Origin of the sequence: Halomonas sp. ATBC28 (assembly GCF_005937175.1) — a bacterium.
GTDB lineage: Bacteria > Pseudomonadota > Gammaproteobacteria > Pseudomonadales > Halomonadaceae > Vreelandella > Vreelandella titanicae.
In genome coordinates this window covers 202,113-220,759 of record NZ_VCQL01000006.1, presented here as the reverse complement: position 1 = coordinate 220,759, position 18,647 = coordinate 202,113, and the positions used below count along the sequence as shown (strand labels likewise).

General features: G+C 55.5%; 16 protein-coding genes. 3 read left to right on the top strand and 13 right to left on the bottom strand.

Features of this window, described 5'->3' with window-relative positions; translation table 11 throughout:
* Nucleotides 1–12: 12 nt before the first annotated feature.
* Both E0L35_RS09025 and E0L35_RS09020 read right to left on the bottom strand, forming a co-directional pair.
* A complete protein-coding gene (locus E0L35_RS09025; protein WP_022523890.1) occupies nt 13–726 on the bottom strand; it encodes an ATP-binding cassette domain-containing protein in 714 nt (237 codons plus the stop codon).
* 25 nt (nt 727–751) lie between these two features.
* Nucleotides 752–1,993, bottom strand: a complete 1,242-nt coding sequence (locus E0L35_RS09020) for a lipoprotein-releasing ABC transporter permease subunit (RefSeq protein ID WP_138800084.1) — start codon at nt 1,991–1,993, stop codon at nt 752–754.
* A gap of 179 nt (nt 1,994–2,172) precedes the next feature.
* Here E0L35_RS09020 and E0L35_RS09015 point away from each other — a divergent pair, with 179 nt between their 5' ends.
* Both E0L35_RS09015 and E0L35_RS09010 read left to right on the top strand, forming a co-directional pair.
* Nucleotides 2,173–3,240, top strand: a complete 1,068-nt coding sequence (locus E0L35_RS09015; protein ID WP_138800083.1) for an agmatine deiminase family protein — start codon at nt 2,173–2,175, stop codon at nt 3,238–3,240.
* Nucleotides 3,241–3,250: 10 nt separating this feature from the next.
* Complete coding sequence (locus E0L35_RS09010; RefSeq protein ID WP_022523893.1) at nt 3,251–4,153, top strand: carbon-nitrogen hydrolase; 903 nt, start codon at nt 3,251–3,253, stop codon at nt 4,151–4,153.
* Nucleotides 4,154–4,267: 114 nt separating this feature from the next.
* Here E0L35_RS09010 and E0L35_RS09005 read toward each other — a convergent pair whose 3' ends face one another.
* The 4 genes from E0L35_RS09005 to E0L35_RS08990 all read right to left on the bottom strand — a co-directional run bounded on the left by E0L35_RS09005 (nt 4,268) and on the right by E0L35_RS08990 (nt 9,827).
* Nucleotides 4,268–5,224: a Nudix family hydrolase gene (locus E0L35_RS09005; RefSeq protein WP_138800082.1), complete on the bottom strand. Its 957-nt coding sequence runs from the start codon at nt 5,222–5,224 to the stop codon at nt 4,268–4,270.
* Between the two features lie 121 nt (nt 5,225–5,345).
* Nucleotides 5,346–6,575: a bifunctional glutamate N-acetyltransferase/amino-acid acetyltransferase ArgJ gene (argJ, locus tag E0L35_RS09000; protein WP_138800081.1), complete on the bottom strand. Its 1,230-nt coding sequence runs from the start codon at nt 6,573–6,575 to the stop codon at nt 5,346–5,348.
* Nucleotides 6,576–6,642: 67 nt separating this feature from the next.
* The gene (secA, locus tag E0L35_RS08995) at nt 6,643–9,375 is read right to left on the bottom strand and encodes a preprotein translocase subunit SecA (RefSeq protein ID WP_138800080.1); all 2,733 of its coding nucleotides are present in this window, start codon (nt 9,373–9,375) and stop codon (nt 6,643–6,645) included.
* Nucleotides 9,376–9,476: 101 nt separating this feature from the next.
* Nucleotides 9,477–9,827 carry a hypothetical protein gene (locus tag E0L35_RS08990; RefSeq protein ID WP_022523897.1) on the bottom strand — a complete coding sequence of 117 codons (351 nt, stop codon included), beginning with the start codon at nt 9,825–9,827 and terminating at the stop codon, nt 9,477–9,479.
* Between the two features lie 110 nt (nt 9,828–9,937).
* Between E0L35_RS08990 and E0L35_RS08985 the strand changes: the two genes are divergently transcribed.
* Entirely contained in the window at nt 9,938–10,399 is a 462-nt protein-coding gene (locus E0L35_RS08985) for a DciA family protein (protein ID WP_009286397.1), read from the top strand.
* Between the two features lie 137 nt (nt 10,400–10,536).
* On the opposite strand, the gene lpxC is transcribed toward E0L35_RS08985, so the two are convergent.
* From lpxC to murG, 7 genes are all read right to left on the bottom strand, one after another.
* Nucleotides 10,537–11,448 (bottom strand): UDP-3-O-acyl-N-acetylglucosamine deacetylase, encoded by a 912-nt coding sequence (lpxC, locus tag E0L35_RS08980; protein WP_009286396.1) that lies wholly within the window; start codon nt 11,446–11,448, stop codon nt 10,537–10,539.
* 133 nt (nt 11,449–11,581) lie between these two features.
* Complete coding sequence (gene ftsZ, locus E0L35_RS08975) at nt 11,582–12,757, bottom strand: cell division protein FtsZ (RefSeq protein WP_022523898.1); 1,176 nt, start codon at nt 12,755–12,757, stop codon at nt 11,582–11,584.
* Nucleotides 12,758–12,791: 34 nt separating this feature from the next.
* Nucleotides 12,792–14,081 carry a cell division protein FtsA gene (gene ftsA, locus E0L35_RS08970; protein WP_022523899.1) on the bottom strand — a complete coding sequence of 430 codons (1,290 nt, stop codon included), beginning with the start codon at nt 14,079–14,081 and terminating at the stop codon, nt 12,792–12,794.
* Between the two features lie 313 nt (nt 14,082–14,394).
* Nucleotides 14,395–15,108, bottom strand: coding sequence for a cell division protein FtsQ/DivIB (locus E0L35_RS08965; protein ID WP_009286395.1), 714 nt, complete (start codon nt 15,106–15,108; stop codon nt 14,395–14,397).
* 40 nt (nt 15,109–15,148) lie between these two features.
* Nucleotides 15,149–16,090: a D-alanine--D-alanine ligase gene (locus E0L35_RS08960; RefSeq protein WP_138800079.1), complete on the bottom strand. Its 942-nt coding sequence runs from the start codon at nt 16,088–16,090 to the stop codon at nt 15,149–15,151.
* On the bottom strand, nt 16,087–17,532 hold the full coding sequence (murC, locus tag E0L35_RS08955; RefSeq protein ID WP_138800106.1) for a UDP-N-acetylmuramate--L-alanine ligase: 1,446 nt from the start codon (nt 17,530–17,532) through the stop codon (nt 16,087–16,089). Before murC ends, E0L35_RS08960 begins: the two co-directional genes overlap by 4 nt.
* Before the next feature lie 17 nt (nt 17,533–17,549).
* Entirely contained in the window at nt 17,550–18,647 is a 1,098-nt protein-coding gene (gene murG, locus E0L35_RS08950; RefSeq protein ID WP_138800078.1) for an undecaprenyldiphospho-muramoylpentapeptide beta-N-acetylglucosaminyltransferase, read from the bottom strand.

Genomic DNA, 18,647 nt, shown 5'->3' with positions numbered 1-18,647 from the left:
TGAACCCGACGGTTAAAGCGCCGGCGCCTGCTCGACCAACTTACCCGCATCCAGTTTAAGCACGCGGTCTTGATGGGCCGCCAGGCTAACGTCATGGGTCACAATCACGAATGCACAGGCGCTCTCTTTGGCCAGTTCATCCATTAGTGCCAAAATAGTCGCCGCCGTGGTTTGATCCAGATTGCCCGTGGGCTCATCCATCAGCACCAAACTAGGATCGGTGACCAACGCACGGGCAATCGCCACGCGCTGGCGCTCCCCGCCGGAAAGCTCACCCGGCTTATGATCCGCCCGCGGCTGCATGCCTACCCGCTCGAGTATCTGCATGGCACGCTTCTCGGCCGCCTTTTTCGACTGACCGCGAATAATCAGCGGTAACGCCGCATTTTCGAGTGCAGTGAATTCCGCCAATAGATGGTGGAATTGATACACAAACCCGATGTAGCGGTTACGAAAGCTGCCAAGCGCCGCTTCATTCAGCCCTGATAGAGGCTCACCGGCGATAACGACGCTGCCTTCACTAGGGCGGTCAAGACCGCCCAGCAGGTTTAACAGCGTTGTCTTACCTGACCCCGAGCTGCCGACGATGGCCACCCGTTCCCCGGCGCGCACCTGCAAATTGAGCTTATCCAGTACCGTCAGATCCTGGGGGCCTTCGCTGTAGGTTCGTGTCAGCGTCTGACAATCGAGCATGACGGCAGCTTCTTGCCCTGTATTTATCGACATCGTGTCATCCTTATTCCTGAAGCCATTATTCATAGCGCAACACATCCGCCGGCTGAACTTTTGCCGCCCGCCAAGCGGGATAAAGTGTCGACAGGAACGTCAGACCAAAGGCGGCCAATACGATACGACTGACATCATTCCACTGCAGGCGTGAAGGCAGGTCGCTAATGAAATAGACCCCAGCATCCAGGAACTGAATCCCCAGCGTTCCTTCCACCCAGCCAATCAGATCCGCAATGGTCAGCGCCAGCAGCACACCCACGACCACCCCAACAGCGATACCAATCAGCCCGATGGCCATGCCCTGAACAATAAAAATCCCCATAATCGAGCTCGGTTTAGCACCGATAGTCCGCAGAATGGCGATATCCGCGCGTTTATCGGTGACGACCATGACCAGCGTCGAGACGATATTAAACGCCGCCACGGCGATAATCACCGTTAACAGTAGCGCGATCATGCGCTTTTCCATCTGTATCGCCTGGAAAAGATTGCCTTGAGAGAAGGTCCAATCGCTGCCCCGATACTCCGGGCCAAGCTCATTGAGAATCGCCTGGGTCTCGCTACTGGCAGCAAACAGATCATCCAGCTGGAGGCGAAGCCCGCCAACCGCATCACCCAGGCGCGCAAGAGTCTGCATATCTTCAATATTGGCGTAGGCCAAATTAGCGTCTAGTTCGGCACCGACGCTAAAAATACCGCTAACGGTAAAGCGTTTTAAGCGTGGAAAGACCCCGGCGGGGGTAATTGATGCTTCGGGTACCAGCAGCGTTACTCGATCCCCCACGCCAACGCCCAAGTTGCGCGCCAGCATTGAGCCCAGCACCACATGCCACTCTCCGGGAACCAGATCGGTCAATTCACCTTGGCGCATGTGCTCACCAATAATTGACACTCGGTCTTCCCATTCCGGGTTGATGCCATTGACCATGGCTCCCTGATTACGCCCGCCCACGGAGAACATACCTTGTTGCTCAACGTAGGGCGCCGCACCAATGACCCGCTCCCTTTGCATAAGCTCTTCAGCCAGAGCCTGCCATTCAACCATGCCCTCCCGGGACTCAATTTTAGCGTGGGGCACCATGCCTAAAATACGTGTGCGCAGCTCATGGTCGAAGCCATTCATCACCGACAGCACCAAAATAAGTACGGCGACCCCCAGCATTAGCCCCAACATTGAGGTGAGCGAAATAAACGAAATAAAGTGGTTCCGGCGTTTAGCGCGCACGTAGCGCAGCCCCACCAGAAAAGGCAAACGATCAAGCATGGCGTCATTCCTTATCAATAAGCGCTCATGGTACGGTTTTTTTAGTCTCTCTGCATGTTCAAACGGCCATTAGAGCGGCCTTCGCCGTGAGCGTTCAGAATAAAAACGTTACGCTTGCAACTTGCCCCGCCACACCCTACATTGCGCCGATTTACTGCTGACAGTGGGGCTGCGCTTTTATGACGTATCGTTTGCTACCCGAATGGTATCCCCAAGATGGGATACAACTGACCTGGCCACGCCCAGACGGCGATTGGGCGCCTCTGCTTGCGCGCATCGAAGCCACCCTCGAGCGTATCGTGATGGCCACCGCGCGCTATCAGTGTGTGCTTATTTGCGTACCAGACGAACTAACCAAGCAGCGCCTGGCCGATACTTTTCACGCCTACGGCGTGCCCGCTGAACGCCTGCAGCTTATTGTCGCACCCACTGACGATACCTGGGCACGGGATCATGGCCCGATCAGCGTGGTCGATGAAGATGGCCAATGTGTCTTGCTCGATTACACGTTCACCGGCTGGGGTGGAAAATTTCCCGCCGAGCGCGATAACTTGCTCACCCAATGGCTTGCCAATGCGGGGGCCTGGGCCTGCCCGGTGGCCTCGCGGAATCTGGTACTGGAAGGCGGCGGTATAGAAACTGACGGCGAAGGCACCCTGCTCACCACCGAAGCATGCCTGCTTAACCCCAACCGTAACCCCACGCTAACCCGAGCAGAGGTAGAAGCGCAGCTTAGCGACGACTTCGGCGTTGACCGTGTGCTGTGGCTGGCCAACGGCCATTTAGAAGGCGACGATACCGACAGCCATATTGATACCCTGGCACGCTTCTGCAACCCAACCACCATTGCCTATGTGCGTTGTGACGATCCCCACGACCCGCACTACGCGGCCTTGGCGGCGATGGAGCAAGAACTGCAGTCTTTCCGGCAACGCAATGGTGAACCCTACCGGCTTGTTCCACTGCCCTGGCCCCAAGCCTGCTTTGACCCGGAAGATGGCCACCGCCTGCCCGCCACCTACGCAAATTTCCTGATCATCAATCAGGCCGTACTGGTGCCTACCTACGGCGACCCGGCGGATGTCACTGCACTGAACGCGCTAGCGGTTGCTTTTCCTGAGCACACGCTAATTCCGATTGAGTGCGTAAGCGTTATTCGCCAACATGGCAGCCTGCACTGTTTAACCATGCAGCTTCCACAAGGCACGCTTGCCCGGGGCACGCCTGCCACGACCGCTATTTGCTAAAGGAGTCACCATGTCGACAACGCTAACCGTCGCTGTTGTGCAGCAACCCGCGTGGCCGGACAAAGCCCAAAGCCTGTCAGCAAGCGAAGAAGGTATCCGTAGCGCCGCTAAACAAGGCGCGCAGTTGGTACTGCTACAAGAACTGCACGCCACCCACTACTTCTGCCAATTTGAAGACCCTGCCCTGTTTGATCTAGCGGAACCGCTGGATGGCCCTACCGGCCAGCGCCTGGCGGCGCTCGCTAAAGAGTTGAATATTGTGCTGGTTGGGTCGCTATTTGAACGCCGCGCTCCAGGGCTATACCACAATACTGCGGTGGTCTATGACCGCGCCAAGGGCCGGGTAGGTCAGTATCGTAAGATGCACATTCCCGATGATCCCGGGTTTTATGAGAAGTTTTACTTCACGCCGGGTGATCATGACAGCACCCGCGGAGAAGGCTTTACTCCGATCGAAACATCCGTGGGCCGTCTCGGCGTCTTGGTCTGCTGGGATCAGTGGTACCCCGAAGCCGCCCGTCTTATGGCGCTAGCCGGTGCCGATTTACTGCTCTACCCCACGGCGATCGGCTGGGATCCCAATGACGACGGGGAAGAGAAGAGCCGCCAAAAAGATGCCTGGACAGTGATTCAGCGCGCCCACGGTGTCGCCAACGGCTTGCCGGTTCTAGTCGCCAACCGGGTTGGCTTTGAGGCGGATCATTCTGGGGTGGGAGACGGTATTCAGTTCTGGGGCGGCAGCTTCGTCTGCGGACCACAAGGTGAACTATTGGCCCATGCGGGGGAAGAGACTGAACAGTTAGTCGTTCAGCTAGATATGGCGCGCAGTGAAAATACCCGCCGCATCTGGCCCTATCTGCGCGATCGTCGTGTGGACGCTTATGGGGATCTGACTCGCCGCTACCGCGACTAGTAGGCTTGGCCTTAGTCTTAAAGATGAAAACGTAAAAACGCCTGCCTTGGCTAAATACCGAGGCAGGCGTTTTTCATTATATAACGCTCTTTTTATGCGTTCTGGCTTGGCGTGTTATTTCCAGAAATCGCGGATCGATGCGATTCCTTGAGCGCCCACGGCACGGGCATGATTGGCATCAAAGCGCGTCATGCCACCCAGTGCGAATACCGGCATGCCTGCGCGCTCTACCAACTGCTGGAAATCATGCCAGCCGAGCGGGAATACTTCCGGGTGTGACGGTGTGGTGCGCAGCGGCGATAAGCTAACAAAGTCGCAGCCTAACACCGCCGCCTGGGTAAGCTGCGTTTGGTTGTGTGTCGATGCGGACAGCCACTTGCTTTCGGCAATCGGACGACGCTCGAGCTGCATCAAACGCTCGCTGGTCAAATGAATGCCATCGGCGTCAATGTGATCAAGCAGCGTCGGCTCACCATTGAGCAGTAATCGCGCGCCGTGCTCACGACACAGGCTCAAGGCACGCTGGGCACGAGCCAGATAAGCCGCTTCATCCAACTGCTTGGCGCGCAGTTGTACCAGGCGAATTTTGTCTTCACGCAGCGCGCGTTCCAAAAACGCATCGAAACGCGCCTCATCCAACTCTTCCCCGGTAATTAAATACTCGGTAGGCAACCTTACCGCTCGCAGAATCGGCAGATTAGCCGCCGGGAAGGGGTAGTTGGAGAGCTCGCTCATGGGCACCCAGCGCACCGCCTGCCCTTCACGACCAAAGGGCTCGCCAGCAAACTCATGCACTTGCCATACATCGAGCAAGATATGCTTGTCGGGGTACTCATGGTGGACGCGAATCAACGGCTGGGCACAAACAATCTCAACGCCTAGCTCTTCGTGCAGTTCACGCTTTAACCCTTCAAGACCTGTTTCATAAGGGGCCAGTTTGCCGCCTGGAAACTCCCAAAGCCCGCCATGATCTACGTTTGATGGCCGACGAGCGATCAGTACTTGCTGTTGATCGGCGCTGATAATCGCTGCCGCCGCGACGTGAACCCGTCGTTTTACCTTTATGCTCATAGACTCATATACTCGTTACGTCTTTATCCACTGCGTGCACCAATGCTAAAGGCATCGGTGCTATATCGCTGCGTGTGCCCACTACCCCTGCCAACCAACGCCCCACACAGGGGGAGACTGATTAGCTGCGGTAATCCGCGTTAATAGACACATAGTCATGGGAGAGGTCGGAGGTCCATACCGTGGCACTTTCCTCGCCGCGCCCCAAGTTAATGCGAATGGTAATTTCTGACTCGGCCATGACGGCGCTTCCTGCCGCTTCGGTATAGCCTGCAGCACGCCCGCCATTTTCAACTAGACGTACATCGCCTAAATCAATCACCACACGGTTGACATCAAAGTCGCTTACAGGCGCTCGTCCTACCGCGGCCAAAATACGCCCCCAATTAGCATCTGAAGCGTAAAGCGCTGTTTTGACTAGCGGTGAGTGCGCAACAGTAAAGGCCACATCGAGCGCCTCTTGACGACTTTTCGCTTCGTCGACCTGAAGGGTAACGAATTTGGTTGCGCCCTCGGCGTCGCGAATAATCGCCTGCGCCAGCTCGGTCATTACCCGCTGCAAGGCGTTGCTGAAAACGGCAATCTGCTCATCATCGGCAATGCGGGGGCCTGTGCCGGTCGCTGCCAACATACAAGCGTCATTGGTAGAGGTATCGCTATCCACCGTGATGCAGTTAAACGAGCGATCGACGGTTTCACGCAGTAGCCGATCCAGCAGCGGTGCTTCGATAGTTGCATCGGTCACCACAAAGCCCAGCATGGTCGCCATATTGGGCTTGATCATGCCAGACCCTTTCGTGATGCCGTTAATCGTTACCTGCTGATTGCCTATTTCAACCGTGACACTGGCGCCTTTGGCACGAGTATCGGTGGTTAAAATACCTTGGCCTGCGTGTTCCCAGGCAACACTGTCGCTGGCCATGCTTTCAAGTGCCGGTGCCAATCCCGCTAGCAGACGCTCCATCGGCAGCGGCTCGCCAATTACGCCGGTTGAAAACGGCAGCACGTCCTGCGACGACACACCGGCTTGTTTAGCCAGTTCTGCACAGCTAGCCCTGGCATCCCGCAAACCTGCTTCACCCGTACCTGCGTTAGCATTGCCAGTGTTGATCAGCCAAAAGCGTGGCGAACGGTGTTCTGCCCGGCACTGCTCGAGGTGTTGCTTGGCCACCAAAACGGGCGCTGCGCAGAACGCATTACGGGTAAAGACCCCAGACACCGTCACGGTCTCGGGCAGTTCAATCACCACTACATCACGACGATCCGGCTTTTTGATACCCGCCATTGCAACCCCCAGGCACACCCCTTTTAGGGGTGGCAACTCTGGAAAGGGAGTGTTTCCAACCGCCATGATTTTCTCCTTTAGACAAAGACCGTTTCACAGACCGTCTCAAAAAACGGTCTCAAAACGGGCGCCGTTAGCTTAGTTTTCCACAGCACTGCTTGTACTTTTTACCCGAGCCACAAAAACAGGGGTCGTTGCGGCCCACTTTCGGGCCTTCGCGACGCACAGGGCGGCCATCAACACCAGGCGCTTCCTGCTCAGTTTCGGGCTGCTCCTGGGTCGGGGTGTCATGACGGCTTGCCGCCGTGGCGGTTTCCCGCGCCAGCGCTTCGCGGCGCTGTTGCTCAAGGGCGTCTACTTCCTCGGGCTGACGAACCTGTACGTGGCTCAGAATACGCGTCACATCGGCTTTAATGTGCTCTAACAGCTGCTGGAAGAGTTCAAAGGATTCACGCTTGTACTCTTGCTTGGGGTTTTTCTGAGCATAGCCACGTAGGTGGATACCGCGACGCAAATGATCCATCGACTGAAGGTGTTCTTTCCAACGCGTGTCCAGTACTTGCAGCATGACCTGCTTCTCAAAGCGACGAATCAGCTTCTCGCCAGCCGCCTCGATTTTGGCTGCATAGGCCTCGCGGTGCATAGTCTGCAGCCGTTCACGCAACTGCTCTTCACTAAAGCGATCATCTTCGGCGGCCCATTTAACCACCGGTGCGTCAAGGTTGAACTCCGTCTTCAAGTGCACTTCCAAGCCGGGCAGATCCCACTGCTCGGGCAGGCTTTGGGGCGGCACGTAGTCGCTGATGGCCGTCTCCATCACCTCTTCGCGGATACCAATAACGGCATCAGCCACATCGTCCGCGGCCAAAATCTCATTGCGCTGGTCGTAGATCACCCGGCGCTGATCGTTGGCAACGTCGTCGTACTCAAGTAGCTGCTTACGAATATCGAAGTTACGCCCTTCGACTTTCTTCTGGGCACGCTCAACGGCGTTAGAGACCATCTTATGCTCAATGGCTTCGCCATGCTCAAGCCCCAATGCCTGCATCAAGCGTTTGACGCGGTCAGAGCCGAACAGGCGCATCAGACTATCTTCAAGCGACAAGAAGAAGCGCGTTGAGCCGGGGTCACCCTGGCGTCCGGCACGGCCACGCAGCTGGTTATCGATACGCCGGGACTCGTGGCGTTCAGAGCCCACCACATGCAGGCCGCCAGCGGCGAGCACACCATCGTGGCGCGCTTGCCACTCGACTTTTAACGCCTCAACCTGTTCTTGGCTAGGGTTTTGCAGCTTGGCGACTTCGGCCTCCCAGTTACCGCCTAGAACGATATCGGTGCCACGACCGGCCATGTTGGTGGCGATCGTAATCGCCCCTGGGCGGCCTGCCTGAGCAATGATCTCCGCTTCACTCTGGTGCTGCTTGGCGTTAAGCACATTGAACGTAAGACCCGCCTCGCGCATCAGCTTGGCAAGGTACTCGGATGTCTCAATAGAAGCCGTACCCACCAGCACTGGACGCCCGGCTTCGGTCTCGGTTTTGACATCTTTGATGATCGCTTCGTACTTCTCTTCAGCGCTCAAATAAACCAGATCGTTGAGGTCTTTACGGGCCAGTGGCCGATTGGTGGGAATCACCACCACGTCGAGGCCGTAAATTTGCCGAAACTCAAAGGCTTCAGTATCCGCCGTACCGGTCATCCCGGCGAGTTTTTCATACAGACGGAAGTAGTTCTGGAACGTCGTTGAGGCTAGCGTTTGGCTTTCGCGCTGCACCGTGACGCCCTCTTTGGCCTCGACGGCTTGGTGCAACCCTTCCGACCAGCGGCGCCCGGGCATAGAGCGGCCAGTGTGCTCGTCGACGATCACCACCTGACCTTCAGAGATGATGTAGTCGACATCACGGTTATAGAGATGGCGGGCGCGCAGCGCCGAGTGCATATGCTGAAGCAAGTTAAGGTTTTGCGCGGCATACAGCGACTCGTCATCGCCCAATAAACCTTCAGCGCGCATCAGCTCTTCAACTTTATTATGCCCCTGCTCGGTTAACTCTACTTGCTTCTGCTTCTCGTCGACCAAGAAGTCACCAACAACCGTGGCTTCCTCATCTTCAATCTCTTCGCCTTTTTCAAGCTGCTGGGCAAGTTGATTGACGACTCTATAGAGGTCGGTATTCTCATCGACCGCACCGGAAATAATCAGCGGCGTACGCGCTTCATCGATAAGAATCGAGTCAACCTCATCGACAATCGCATAGTGCAGGCCACGCTGAACTTTATCTTCTAACGAGAACGCCATGTTATCGCGTAGATAATCGAAGCCGAACTCGTTGTTGGTGCCATAGGTAATATCACACTGGTACGCATGACGCTTCTCTTCGCCTGTCTGGCCGGAGAAAATGACGCCAATGGTAAGGCCCAGAAATTCATACAGCGGACGCATCCACTCAGCATCACGGCGAGCCAGGTAGTCGTTCACCGTGACCACGTGCACCCCTTTACCCGGCAATGCATTCAGGTACACCGCCAGCGTCGCCACCAGCGTTTTACCCTCACCGGTTTTCATTTCAGCGATGCGGCCACGGTGCAGGGTCATGCCGCCTACCATCTGCACATCGAAGTGACGCATGCCCATAACGCGCTTACTGGCTTCTCGCACGATCGCAAAGGCGGGCGCTAACAGCGAATCAAGCGACTCACCGGCTTCTAAGCGCTGGCGCAGCTCGGCGGTTTTACCTTGCAGTTCAGCATCGCTAATCGCCTCAAGCTCTGCTTCTAATGCGTTAATCTGCGGCACCTTCTTGTGCATGCGTTTGACATCGCGGTCGTTTTTAGAGCCCACGACTTTTCGTAATAAATTATTAAGCATGAAATATCCAAGTATTCACGAGCGTCCCAGCGGACATTGCCCTTTCAATGCATGCTGTTTATCTCTAGAGCATGCACAAAGTAGATGTATTATCGACAGACTTAGCGGGAAGGCGGGCCGCGCTGGGTCAAGACATCCCGGGCGGCGACCAGCATAGCCATCGGGGCTAGCCAGAGACATAGACGCCGAACAGGCGCAAAGCGCTGGGGGCTTTGAGCAAAACGTTGCAGCGCGCGCCGACGCCTGGCCACCCAGTGGGACTGGGCGCGTAAAATCGCGGGCACCCAGAAACAGATCGTGACGCTACGCTCACCGCCGCGGAATGCATCTGCAGGGCCTAAACTGGCGGGTAAAAGACAACTCACCAACAGACCGGCCAGCCACCAACGCGCTAAACCGTAACGGCGATGGCGCCGCGGCAAAGCTGATTGAACATCAAGCGTAGGTGACATGCTGTAGACCGGCTCCTGAGCGTGGTAGAGTTTACTAATCAGCCATCGGCGAAGGTGGCCGACGTCATTAGTAGCGGTGCCTAAACAGCAGCACCCTAGGAATTAAGCGTATGAGTATAAAGGTTAAGCGTTCTCGCGCACAGCCCATCGCCCGTCTGCTCTCCAAGTCGGGTGATATTAATCAGTTAATGCGCCTATCTCGTCTCATCGATCAGGCCCAGCGACACTTGCGCGCCCACTTGCCCGAAGAGATGCGCGAACATATTTTTGTGGGTGGCTTTAGCGAAGGTCGTTTAACCCTGATTAGCGGTCAGGCGAGCTGGCTGACGTGGTTACGCTTCGAACAGCGGCGCTTATTGGAACTGCTCCATCAACTGCCTGGCTTTGAAGGAGTCAGCGGCTTTACCTTTAAGGTACGCCCTGTACGCCCTATTGTGGCACCAAAGCGTAACACGCGTAGTCTGTCGGCCGACGCGGGCAAAACCCTTTCCGAGTGCGCTGAAGATACTACCAATCCAGCGCTAAAACGTGCCTTGGAACGGCTTGCATCTCATGCTCGGCCAGCCAAGTAACGCTCACACCATTTTCTCTTCCCATCAGGCTTAGTGCCTTATCGCCACACTCTTAAAAGCATAAAGCACCGCCTAAGCGATGCTTTATGAATCAAAAAGTAAAAAAGCGCTAATATAAAAAGCGAAGCCTAGCTACATCACGCCATTGCAGGTGCGGCATAAGAGATCGGCGCAACCGCCTTTTCCTCTTCAAAGGTGACAATTTCATAGGCATCGGGCTGCGCCATCAATTCGCGGCAGAGCTGATTATTGAGTGCGTGGCCAGATTTCACCCCACGGAACTCGCCGATCAGGCTATAACCCAGCTGGTACAAGTCACCGATAGCATCCAATACTTTGTGCTTAACAAACTCATCTTCGTAGCGCAGGCCGCCTTCATTAACGATGCGGTAATCATCCACCACAATGGCGTTGTCTAGACTTCCGCCTAGCGCCAGATTGTTAGAGCGTAAGAACTCTAGGTCACGCATAAATCCAAAAGTACGTGCACGGGAAACTTCTTTAACGAAGGACGTGGTCGAGAAATCGATCAACGCGGTCTGTTTCTGCTGCTCAAAAACAGGATGATCAAAGTCGATTGCAAAGGAGACTTTGAACCCTTGATGGGGTAAGAACACCGCTTCTTTATCGCCATCGGTCACCGCTACACGGTGCTTGATACGAATGAATTTCTTCGCTGCATCCTGCTCTAAAATTCCCGCTGATTGGATTAAAAACACAAATGGACTCGCACTGCCGTCCATAATAGGCACTTCAGGTTCACTAACATCCACATAGGCGTTATCGATACCCAACCCAGCAAAGGCCGACATCAGGTGCTCAACGGTAGCTACCTTGACGCCGTTAAACACAAGAGCAGTACATAGCTTGGTATCTTCAACCAATTCTGCCCGTGCGGGAACGTGCGCAACGGGATCCAGATCGGTTCTAACAAACACAATCCCAGTATTGGCCGGCGCCGGACGCAGAGCTAAGTGGACTTTTTTGCCAGAATGCAGGCCCACTCCGGTGGCGCGAATGACGTTTTGTAGGGTGCGTTGTCTGATCATGGATAGTAGCCGAGCTCTAATGACGGTAATAACCGCAGGGGAAAAGTTATCAAACAGTGTTCACTTTAACAGCAAACGAGCGTTTAGCCAATAAAACGCTCGCTCGCTGTTGCAATGAGCCTGATAGCGAGAATCAATCCGCCTGACGGCGTAGAAACGCGGGGATGTCCAGATAGTCATCGGCTTCGGAAGCGCGACGCTTTTCAGGACGCGGTTTTGCGGCCGCTTCGGGTGCTTCAGCGCGTGCTGTTGCCTGCTGACGCATTACCGTTGGCTGTTGCAACTTGCGGTAATCCGAGGACTCTGCAGCTGACCGACGGGCAGGCTCGCGCGCGGCCGCCTTAGGCTTTTGCCCGTCCAAGCCGGCGGCAACAACAGTGACACGCAGCTCGTCGGACATTTCCATATCAATGGAGGTGCCGACGACAATGGTGGCATCTGGAGACGCAAACTCCTGGACGGTAGCGCCTACATCGTTGAACTCGCCGATCGACAAATCGGGGCCTGCAGTAATGTTGACCAAGATACCGCGTGCGCCGTGAAGGTCGATATCTTCCAGCAGCGGGCTGCGGATCGCTTTCTCGGCGGCTTCGCGAGCACGATTTTCACCCGTGGCACCACCGGTACCCATCATCGCCATGCCCATTTCAGACATAACGGTGCGCACATCAGCAAAATCGACGTTGATGATGCCCGGGCTAGTAATCAGTTCTGCGATACCTTGAACAGCCCCCAGCAGCACATCGTTCGCCGCACTAAAGGCCGTCAGTAGCGTGGCACTCTTGCCCAGCACAGAAAGCAATTTTTCGTTAGGAATAGTGATCAGCGAATCCACATGCTCAGAGAGCTCTTTCATGCCCTCTTCAGCAGCGCGCATACGCTTTGGCCCTTCAAAGGGGAAGGGGCGCGTCACTACCGCAACGGTGAGAATCCCCAGTTCCTTGGCGACCTGGGCAACCACCGGCGCACCCCCTGTGCCCGTACCACCGCCCATACCGGCAGTGATGAAGACCATATCGGCACCGACCAGCAATTCCGCAATGCGTTCGCGGTCTTCCATTGCGGCTTGGCGGCCCACGTCGGGATTGGCACCTGCGCCTAATCCTTTAGTGATTTCGCTACCCAATTGCAACACCGTCTTTGCTGCACAGCGTTTCAGCGCCTGGGCGTCCGTGTTGGCGCAGATAAACTCAACGCCTTCAATATTGCTTTCGACCATGTGGTTAACAGCATTGCCGCCACCGCCGCCAACGCCAACCACTTTGATGACCGCACTGCTCGAGGGTGCGTTATCTACCAATTCGAACATAAGCCCCGTCTCCTGAACCGCGCTTGCGGCCCTGTCAGAAATTTCCTTTGAACCAGCCTTTAATTCTTGCCAGCGCCGAATGGTCTTCCTTGATATCACGCCGGGCAAGCTCGTTACGGCCCTTATGGGCTGCAACCACTCCCCCGTGGCTTCTTAGACCTTGCCCATGACGCGTTTCCTGCAAGGCATAATGCAGCAGACCAACGCCCGTCGCATAAATGGGATTACAAACGACGTCCGCCAAACCTCTTACATTCTGCGGACATGCGATACGAACGGGCATATGGAAAATCTCTTCTGCCAATTCGCTAACCCCTTCCATGCGCGAGGTACCGCCGGTAAGCACTATCCCAGCAGCCACCATGTCTTCATAGCCACTACGGCGCAATTCGTCTCTCACTAGCGTAAATAGCTCTTCGTAGCGTGGTTCTACCACTTCAGCAAGCGCTTGGCGCGATAGATCACGCGCTGGACGATCACCTACGCTAGGTACTTTAATCATTTCATCGCTGGCGGCTAAATGGGTTAGCGCGCAAGCGTATTTAACTTTTATCTCTTCAGCGTGCTGCGTGGGTGTTCGCAACGCCATGGCGATATCGTTAGTGACTTGATCCCCGGCGATAGGAATCACCGCCGTATGGCGTATGGCGCCTTCGCTGAAAATAGCCATATCGGTGGTTCCACCACCAATATCAACCATACAGACACCCAGTTCACGCTCATCTTCAGTCAGCACGGCCATACTAGAGGCGAGCTGCTCTAAGATAATAGCATCAACTTCAAGACCGCAGCGGCGCACACACTTCTCAATATTCTGCACCGCGTTTAATGCGGCTGTCACTAAGTGCACCTGTGCTTCCAAGCGCACACCGGACATGCCAAGCGGCTCACGAATGCCCCCCTGGGCATCAATCGAGAACTCTTGGGGCAGCACATGCAGCACTCGCTGGCCTTCAGAGATGGCACGCGCCCGCGCGGAGTCAATCACACGTTCAATATCGGAGGGCGTTACCTCACGCTCTTTAATGGCGACAACGCCATCCGAGTTCATTGAACTGATATGGCTGCCTGCCACGCCAACGTATACCGAGTGAATATCACAACCGGCCATTAATTCTGCTTCTTCAACGGCGCGCTGGATAGACTGCACAGTCGATTCAATATTGATCACTACGCCACGCTTCATACCACGCGAAGGATGCGAACCAATACCTGCAATTTCAATTCCGCCGTCGTCGGTAGGTTGACCGACTATCGCGACGACCTTGGACGTTCCAATGTCCAGCCCGACCACCATATTGGATGCGTTGGGTGAGCCTGCCATGAGTCGGGAAATCTCCTTGCGTCATTGTTAAAAATAAATATAAATAGGGTGGCGCTTAATCTAACGCTTAACATTGAAAGCGTGCTACCCAAAATAATCAGTGCTGCTTTTCAGACAATCGCTAAGTACCAATAGTCGAAATTAAAAACTATTTAACCCGCTTCTGGCCCATAGTATAGAAACAATAGTCGCAATACGACTAGTACAAATCCACAATAATAGGCTTGGGTAGCAATTTAAAGCCGATTACTGGCTTTTTCAACGATGGCAACCACTCACTTTTACACCTTATTTGCATCAAGTAATAGAAGAGCTACTCATCTTGCACCGTAAATTCACTTTCTCCATGCCAAGCAACAGCAACACCGTTAGGGTAGCGCAGGTCAATATAACGAATCTGATCGCCAAGAGACGACAACTCACGCTGCCATGAAGCCGACAATCGTGCTAAGCGCACTTCATGCTGACGCCGACCTAACATCACCCAAGCGCCATCGTTTAATTGTAGCCGCCAGGCACCGCGCGGCTCTAAACGAAGTTGAGTAAGATTCAACGATAACTGTTCAAAGTGAAGTTTTAACCGGTGGTAATAATCCAGCACTTCTTCACTGCTTCCAGCAGGGCCAGCAAGATCGGGTAAACCTGCAGGTGGTGATAATGGCGCAAAAGCGAAAGGCTCACCTTCAGGGTTAAGCAAGAAGTCATCATTCCAGCGTGCGACAGGCTGCTGTTCAACCAGCTCAAACACCAGTGCATTCGGCCACTCACGGGAAATACGCACTTCGTTTAACCAACCCACTTGCAGTGCACGGTCGCGTAATTCACCCAAATCAGCTGATAACCAGGTGGCATCAACCACCAGGGGCGCCAACTGAGTACGCAGGTAGTCAGCGCTGACGTACTCCCATTCACCGCGAATAGACACACGTTCAATAGGACGATCCAGCCACAGCCAAAGCGCCCGCCCGCCAGCTCCCATAAGTAGCGCCAGCAGGAGAATTCCCAACCAAGCGTTACGCTTTTTCATAAGGCACTTTTTAAAAAGGCGCTTTTAAACAGGTCATTACTCATGCTGTGAACTGCTCGCCTGCGGTATTGAGTATTCGTAACACTAGATCATCAAAGCTAATGCCCGCATGAGCCGCCGCTTGAGGTACCAAACTATGATCGGTCATACCTGGCACCGTATTGACTTCCAACAGCCAAAAACGCCCTTCACTATCACGCATGACATCAACCCGGCCCCAGCCGACTCCACCGATAGCGGCAAACGCCTGCTGGCAAAGCAATGCAAGCTCAGCCTCATGTTGCGCCGACAAACCGCAGGGCAAGTGATACTGGGTGGTATTAGCGATATATTTGGCCTCGTAGTCGTAGAAACCACCCGGTACTTCAACACGAATCGCCGGCAGCACCTGATCACCTAGCAGCGCAACGGTAAACTCTTCACCCACCACAAAACGCTCCGCCATCACGCGAGCGTCGAACTGGGCCGCCTCGTGATAAGCCGCTTCAAGCGCTGCCTGGGTTTTTACAATGCTAATACCCAGCGTCGACCCCTCATGCACAGGCTTCACAATCAACGGCAAGCCAAGTTGCTCGACCACGGCGGACCACTCCGCCGTTGCCTCCAACATAATACTTTCCGGAGTGGGTAGCCCAACTGCGCTCCATACCTGCTTGGTGCGCTGCTTATCCATCCCCAGGGCCGAAGCGAGCACCCCGCTGCCGGTATAAGGAATGTCGAGCAGTTCTAGCGCGCCCTGTAGGGTGCCGTCTTCACCGCCGCGGCCATGCAGAGCCACAAAGACAAGCGAAGGAGCCAGTTGTTCCAAGCCCACTAGGCCGTTGTCGCGGGGATCATAGCCGCAGGCGTTGACACCTTTACGCTGCAGTGCCGCAAGCACCGCCGACCCGCTTTTCAGCGACACCTTGCGTTCAGCAGAGGTGCCACCGTAAACGACAACGACTTTTTCAAGAGACTGGGGAGTTGCTACGTCAACACTCACAGATCCACCTCGTTCATCGCTAGCTGTGCCTGGGCCAGGCGCAGGGAGATCCCACCCACATCACCGGCACCCTGGGTTATTAAAATATCGCCTGGGCGCAATACGTTGGTTAACAGCGCAGGCAGTTCGTGTTTATGCTCGACAAATAGCGGGTCGACGTCACCACGCTGACGAATGGAGCCCGCCAAGGTTTTTCCTTCGGCACCGGGAATAACCGCTTCACCGGCACTGTAAACATCAAGCAGCACAAGCGTATCGACTTGAGAAAGCACCCTGACAAAATCTTCGTATAAATCGCGGGTACGGCTATAGCGATGGGGCTGATAAAGCATGACTAGGCGACGATCTGGCCAGCCTGCACGAATAGCCTGAATGACCATATCCACTTCACGAGGATGGTGGCCATAGTCATCCACCAGCATGATATCGCCGCCCCCTTGGGGTGCAGGGAAATGGCCATGCACCTGAAAACGGCGACCAACACCGGCAAAACCTGCCAGACCGCTCAAAATAGCGCTATCGCTCACACCGGCATCGGTGGCTACCACAATTGCCGCCATGGCGTTTAGAGCATTGTGGCGCCCCGGCATAGCCAAACGGACATTTAACGGCGCAGCGCCGCCAGGGCGTAGCGCAGTGAACGACACTTCCCCGCCACGCTGGGCAAAATCAACAATCCGGTAATCGGCATCGCTATCAAACCCATAGGTCACGAACTGCCGCTTCACCTGCTCACAAAGCATGCGCACATGGGGGTCATCGATACACAGCACAGCCAAGCCATAAAACGGCAAGTTGTGTAGGAATTCGATAAAGGTACTCTTGAGCCGCTCAAAGTCGCCGCCATAGGTCGCCATATGGTCAGCATCGATATTGGTGACAATCGATACCATCGGCTGTAGGTGCAAAAAGGAGGCGTCGGACTCATCGGCTTCAGCAACTAAATAGTCGCCCTCACCTAAACGGGCATTGGCGCCGGCACTGGTCAGCTTGCCACCAATCACAAAGGTGGGATCGAGCCCCCCTTCAGCCAGCAGTGTTGCCGTCAAGCTGGTCGTGGTGGTTTTACCATGGGTGCCCGCCACGGCAATACCGTGACGAAAACGCATTAGTTCAGCGAGCATTTCAGCCCGGCGCACCACCGGCACACGGTTCTCATGGGCCCAGCGTATTTCTGGATTGGTTTCATCAATGGCGCTCGACACCACCACCACATCAGCGCCCTCGACATTGGCCTCGGCATGCCCGATCGCCACACCAACACCGCATTGCCGCAGCCGCTCCACGACCGAAGAGGCTTTCGCATCACTACCGCTCACGGTGTAGCCTTGATTCGCTAACACCTCGGCAATACCGCACATCCCTGCGCCACCAATGCCGACAAAATGGAGTCGCCGAATTCGGCGCATGCCGGGGCCAGCGGCAGAACGTGAGGGTGTCATGGTTTTGTCTGAATCGATCACGCAGAGTCTCCTAACGGCACCATCGCCAAACACCCTTCAGCCAAGCGCTTCGTGGCGTCTAAATGGGCAGCCTGACGTGCATTCGCCGCCATCGCAGCCAGGGTATTTGGGACGAGCAATTGATTTAAAAATTCACTTAACCGCTCAACGGTGAGCTCAGACTGAACCACGCACTTTGCCGCTCCCGCCTTGACGAGTACCTGGGCATTGATCCGCTGATGGTCATCAACGGCAAAAGGAAACGGCACTAGCAGCGCTGGCTTGGCCGCAGCTGCCAACTCCGCGACAGTCAGGGCGCCTGAGCGACACACCACTAAGTCGGCCCACTCGTAGGCAGCGGCCATATCGTCAATAAAGGGGCTAACCTCGGCGCTCACGCCGTGCTGCTGATAATTTTCAGCAGTGGCCTTTTCACGGTTTTTACCCGCCTGATGGCGCACCTGAGGTCGCCGCTCAATGGGCAGAGCTGCCAGCGCGGGGGCCAAGCGCTCGTTAAGGGCGACGGCACCGAGCGAGCCTCCCACCACCAGCAACCGCAGAGGCCTTGCAGAGAGGCTCTCCGCATCTCTTGGGGTGTTCCCTAAGGCGGCGATATCGTCACGCACTGGATTGCCAATGACATCGGCACGCGCCCCAAAGGCCTCGGGGAAAGCGGCATAGGTACGCTTGGCGAGTCGCGACAGCACGCGATTGGTCAGGCCTGCCACGGCATTCTGCTCATGGATCACTAAAGGAACGCGCGTCAGCCAAGCAGCTAACCCGCCAGGACCACTGGCAAAGCCACCCAAGCCGACCACCACATGAGGCTTGAAGTCGCGAATAACCGCACGCGCCTGCAGTACCGCACGGCTAAGGTTTAGCGGTGCTTTTAGCCAGCCCGTCAAGCCATTGCCGCGCAGCCCGCTAACCGCAATGGTATGTAATGTAATGCCCGCTTCGGGCACCAGGCGGTTTTCAATCCCTCTAGGACTGCCCAACCACTCAACGTCGACCTGCTGCGCCTGCAAAGCGTTGGCGAGTGACAAGGCTGGGAACACGTGGCCGCCGGTGCCCCCCGCCATAATCAGTACTCGTCGGCTAACGTTAGTCGTCAC

What these genes read in the sequence shown, in the direction of transcription:
- ftsZ (WP_022523898.1), bottom strand. Translation starts at nt 12,757, where the DNA reads ATGTTCGAATTGGTAGATAACGCACCCTCGAGCAGTGCGGTCATCAAA.
- E0L35_RS09020 (WP_138800084.1), bottom strand. Translation starts at nt 1,993, where the DNA reads ATGCTTGATCGTTTGCCTTTTCTGGTGGGGCTGCGCTACGTGCGCGCT.
- E0L35_RS08985 (WP_009286397.1), top strand. Translation starts at nt 9,938, where the DNA reads ATGAGTATAAAGGTTAAGCGTTCTCGCGCACAGCCCATCGCCCGTCTG.
- lpxC (WP_009286396.1), bottom strand. Translation starts at nt 11,448, where the DNA reads ATGATCAGACAACGCACCCTACAAAACGTCATTCGCGCCACCGGAGTG.
- ftsA (WP_022523899.1), bottom strand. Translation starts at nt 14,081, where the DNA reads ATGGCAGGCTCACCCAACGCATCCAATATGGTGGTCGGGCTGGACATT.
- E0L35_RS08990 (WP_022523897.1), bottom strand. Translation starts at nt 9,827, where the DNA reads ATGTCACCTACGCTTGATGTTCAATCAGCTTTGCCGCGGCGCCATCGC.
- E0L35_RS09025 (WP_022523890.1), bottom strand. Translation starts at nt 726, where the DNA reads ATGTCGATAAATACAGGGCAAGAAGCTGCCGTCATGCTCGATTGTCAG.
- E0L35_RS08965 (WP_009286395.1), bottom strand. Translation starts at nt 15,108, where the DNA reads ATGAAAAAGCGTAACGCTTGGTTGGGAATTCTCCTGCTGGCGCTACTT.
- argJ (WP_138800081.1), bottom strand. Translation starts at nt 6,575, where the DNA reads ATGGCGGTTGGAAACACTCCCTTTCCAGAGTTGCCACCCCTAAAAGGG.
- secA (WP_138800080.1), bottom strand. Translation starts at nt 9,375, where the DNA reads ATGCTTAATAATTTATTACGAAAAGTCGTGGGCTCTAAAAACGACCGC.
- E0L35_RS09005 (WP_138800082.1), bottom strand. Translation starts at nt 5,224, where the DNA reads ATGAGCATAAAGGTAAAACGACGGGTTCACGTCGCGGCGGCAGCGATT.
- murC (WP_138800106.1), bottom strand. Translation starts at nt 17,532, where the DNA reads ATGACACCCTCACGTTCTGCCGCTGGCCCCGGCATGCGCCGAATTCGG.
- E0L35_RS09015 (WP_138800083.1), top strand. Translation starts at nt 2,173, where the DNA reads ATGACGTATCGTTTGCTACCCGAATGGTATCCCCAAGATGGGATACAA.
- E0L35_RS09010 (WP_022523893.1), top strand. Translation starts at nt 3,251, where the DNA reads ATGTCGACAACGCTAACCGTCGCTGTTGTGCAGCAACCCGCGTGGCCG.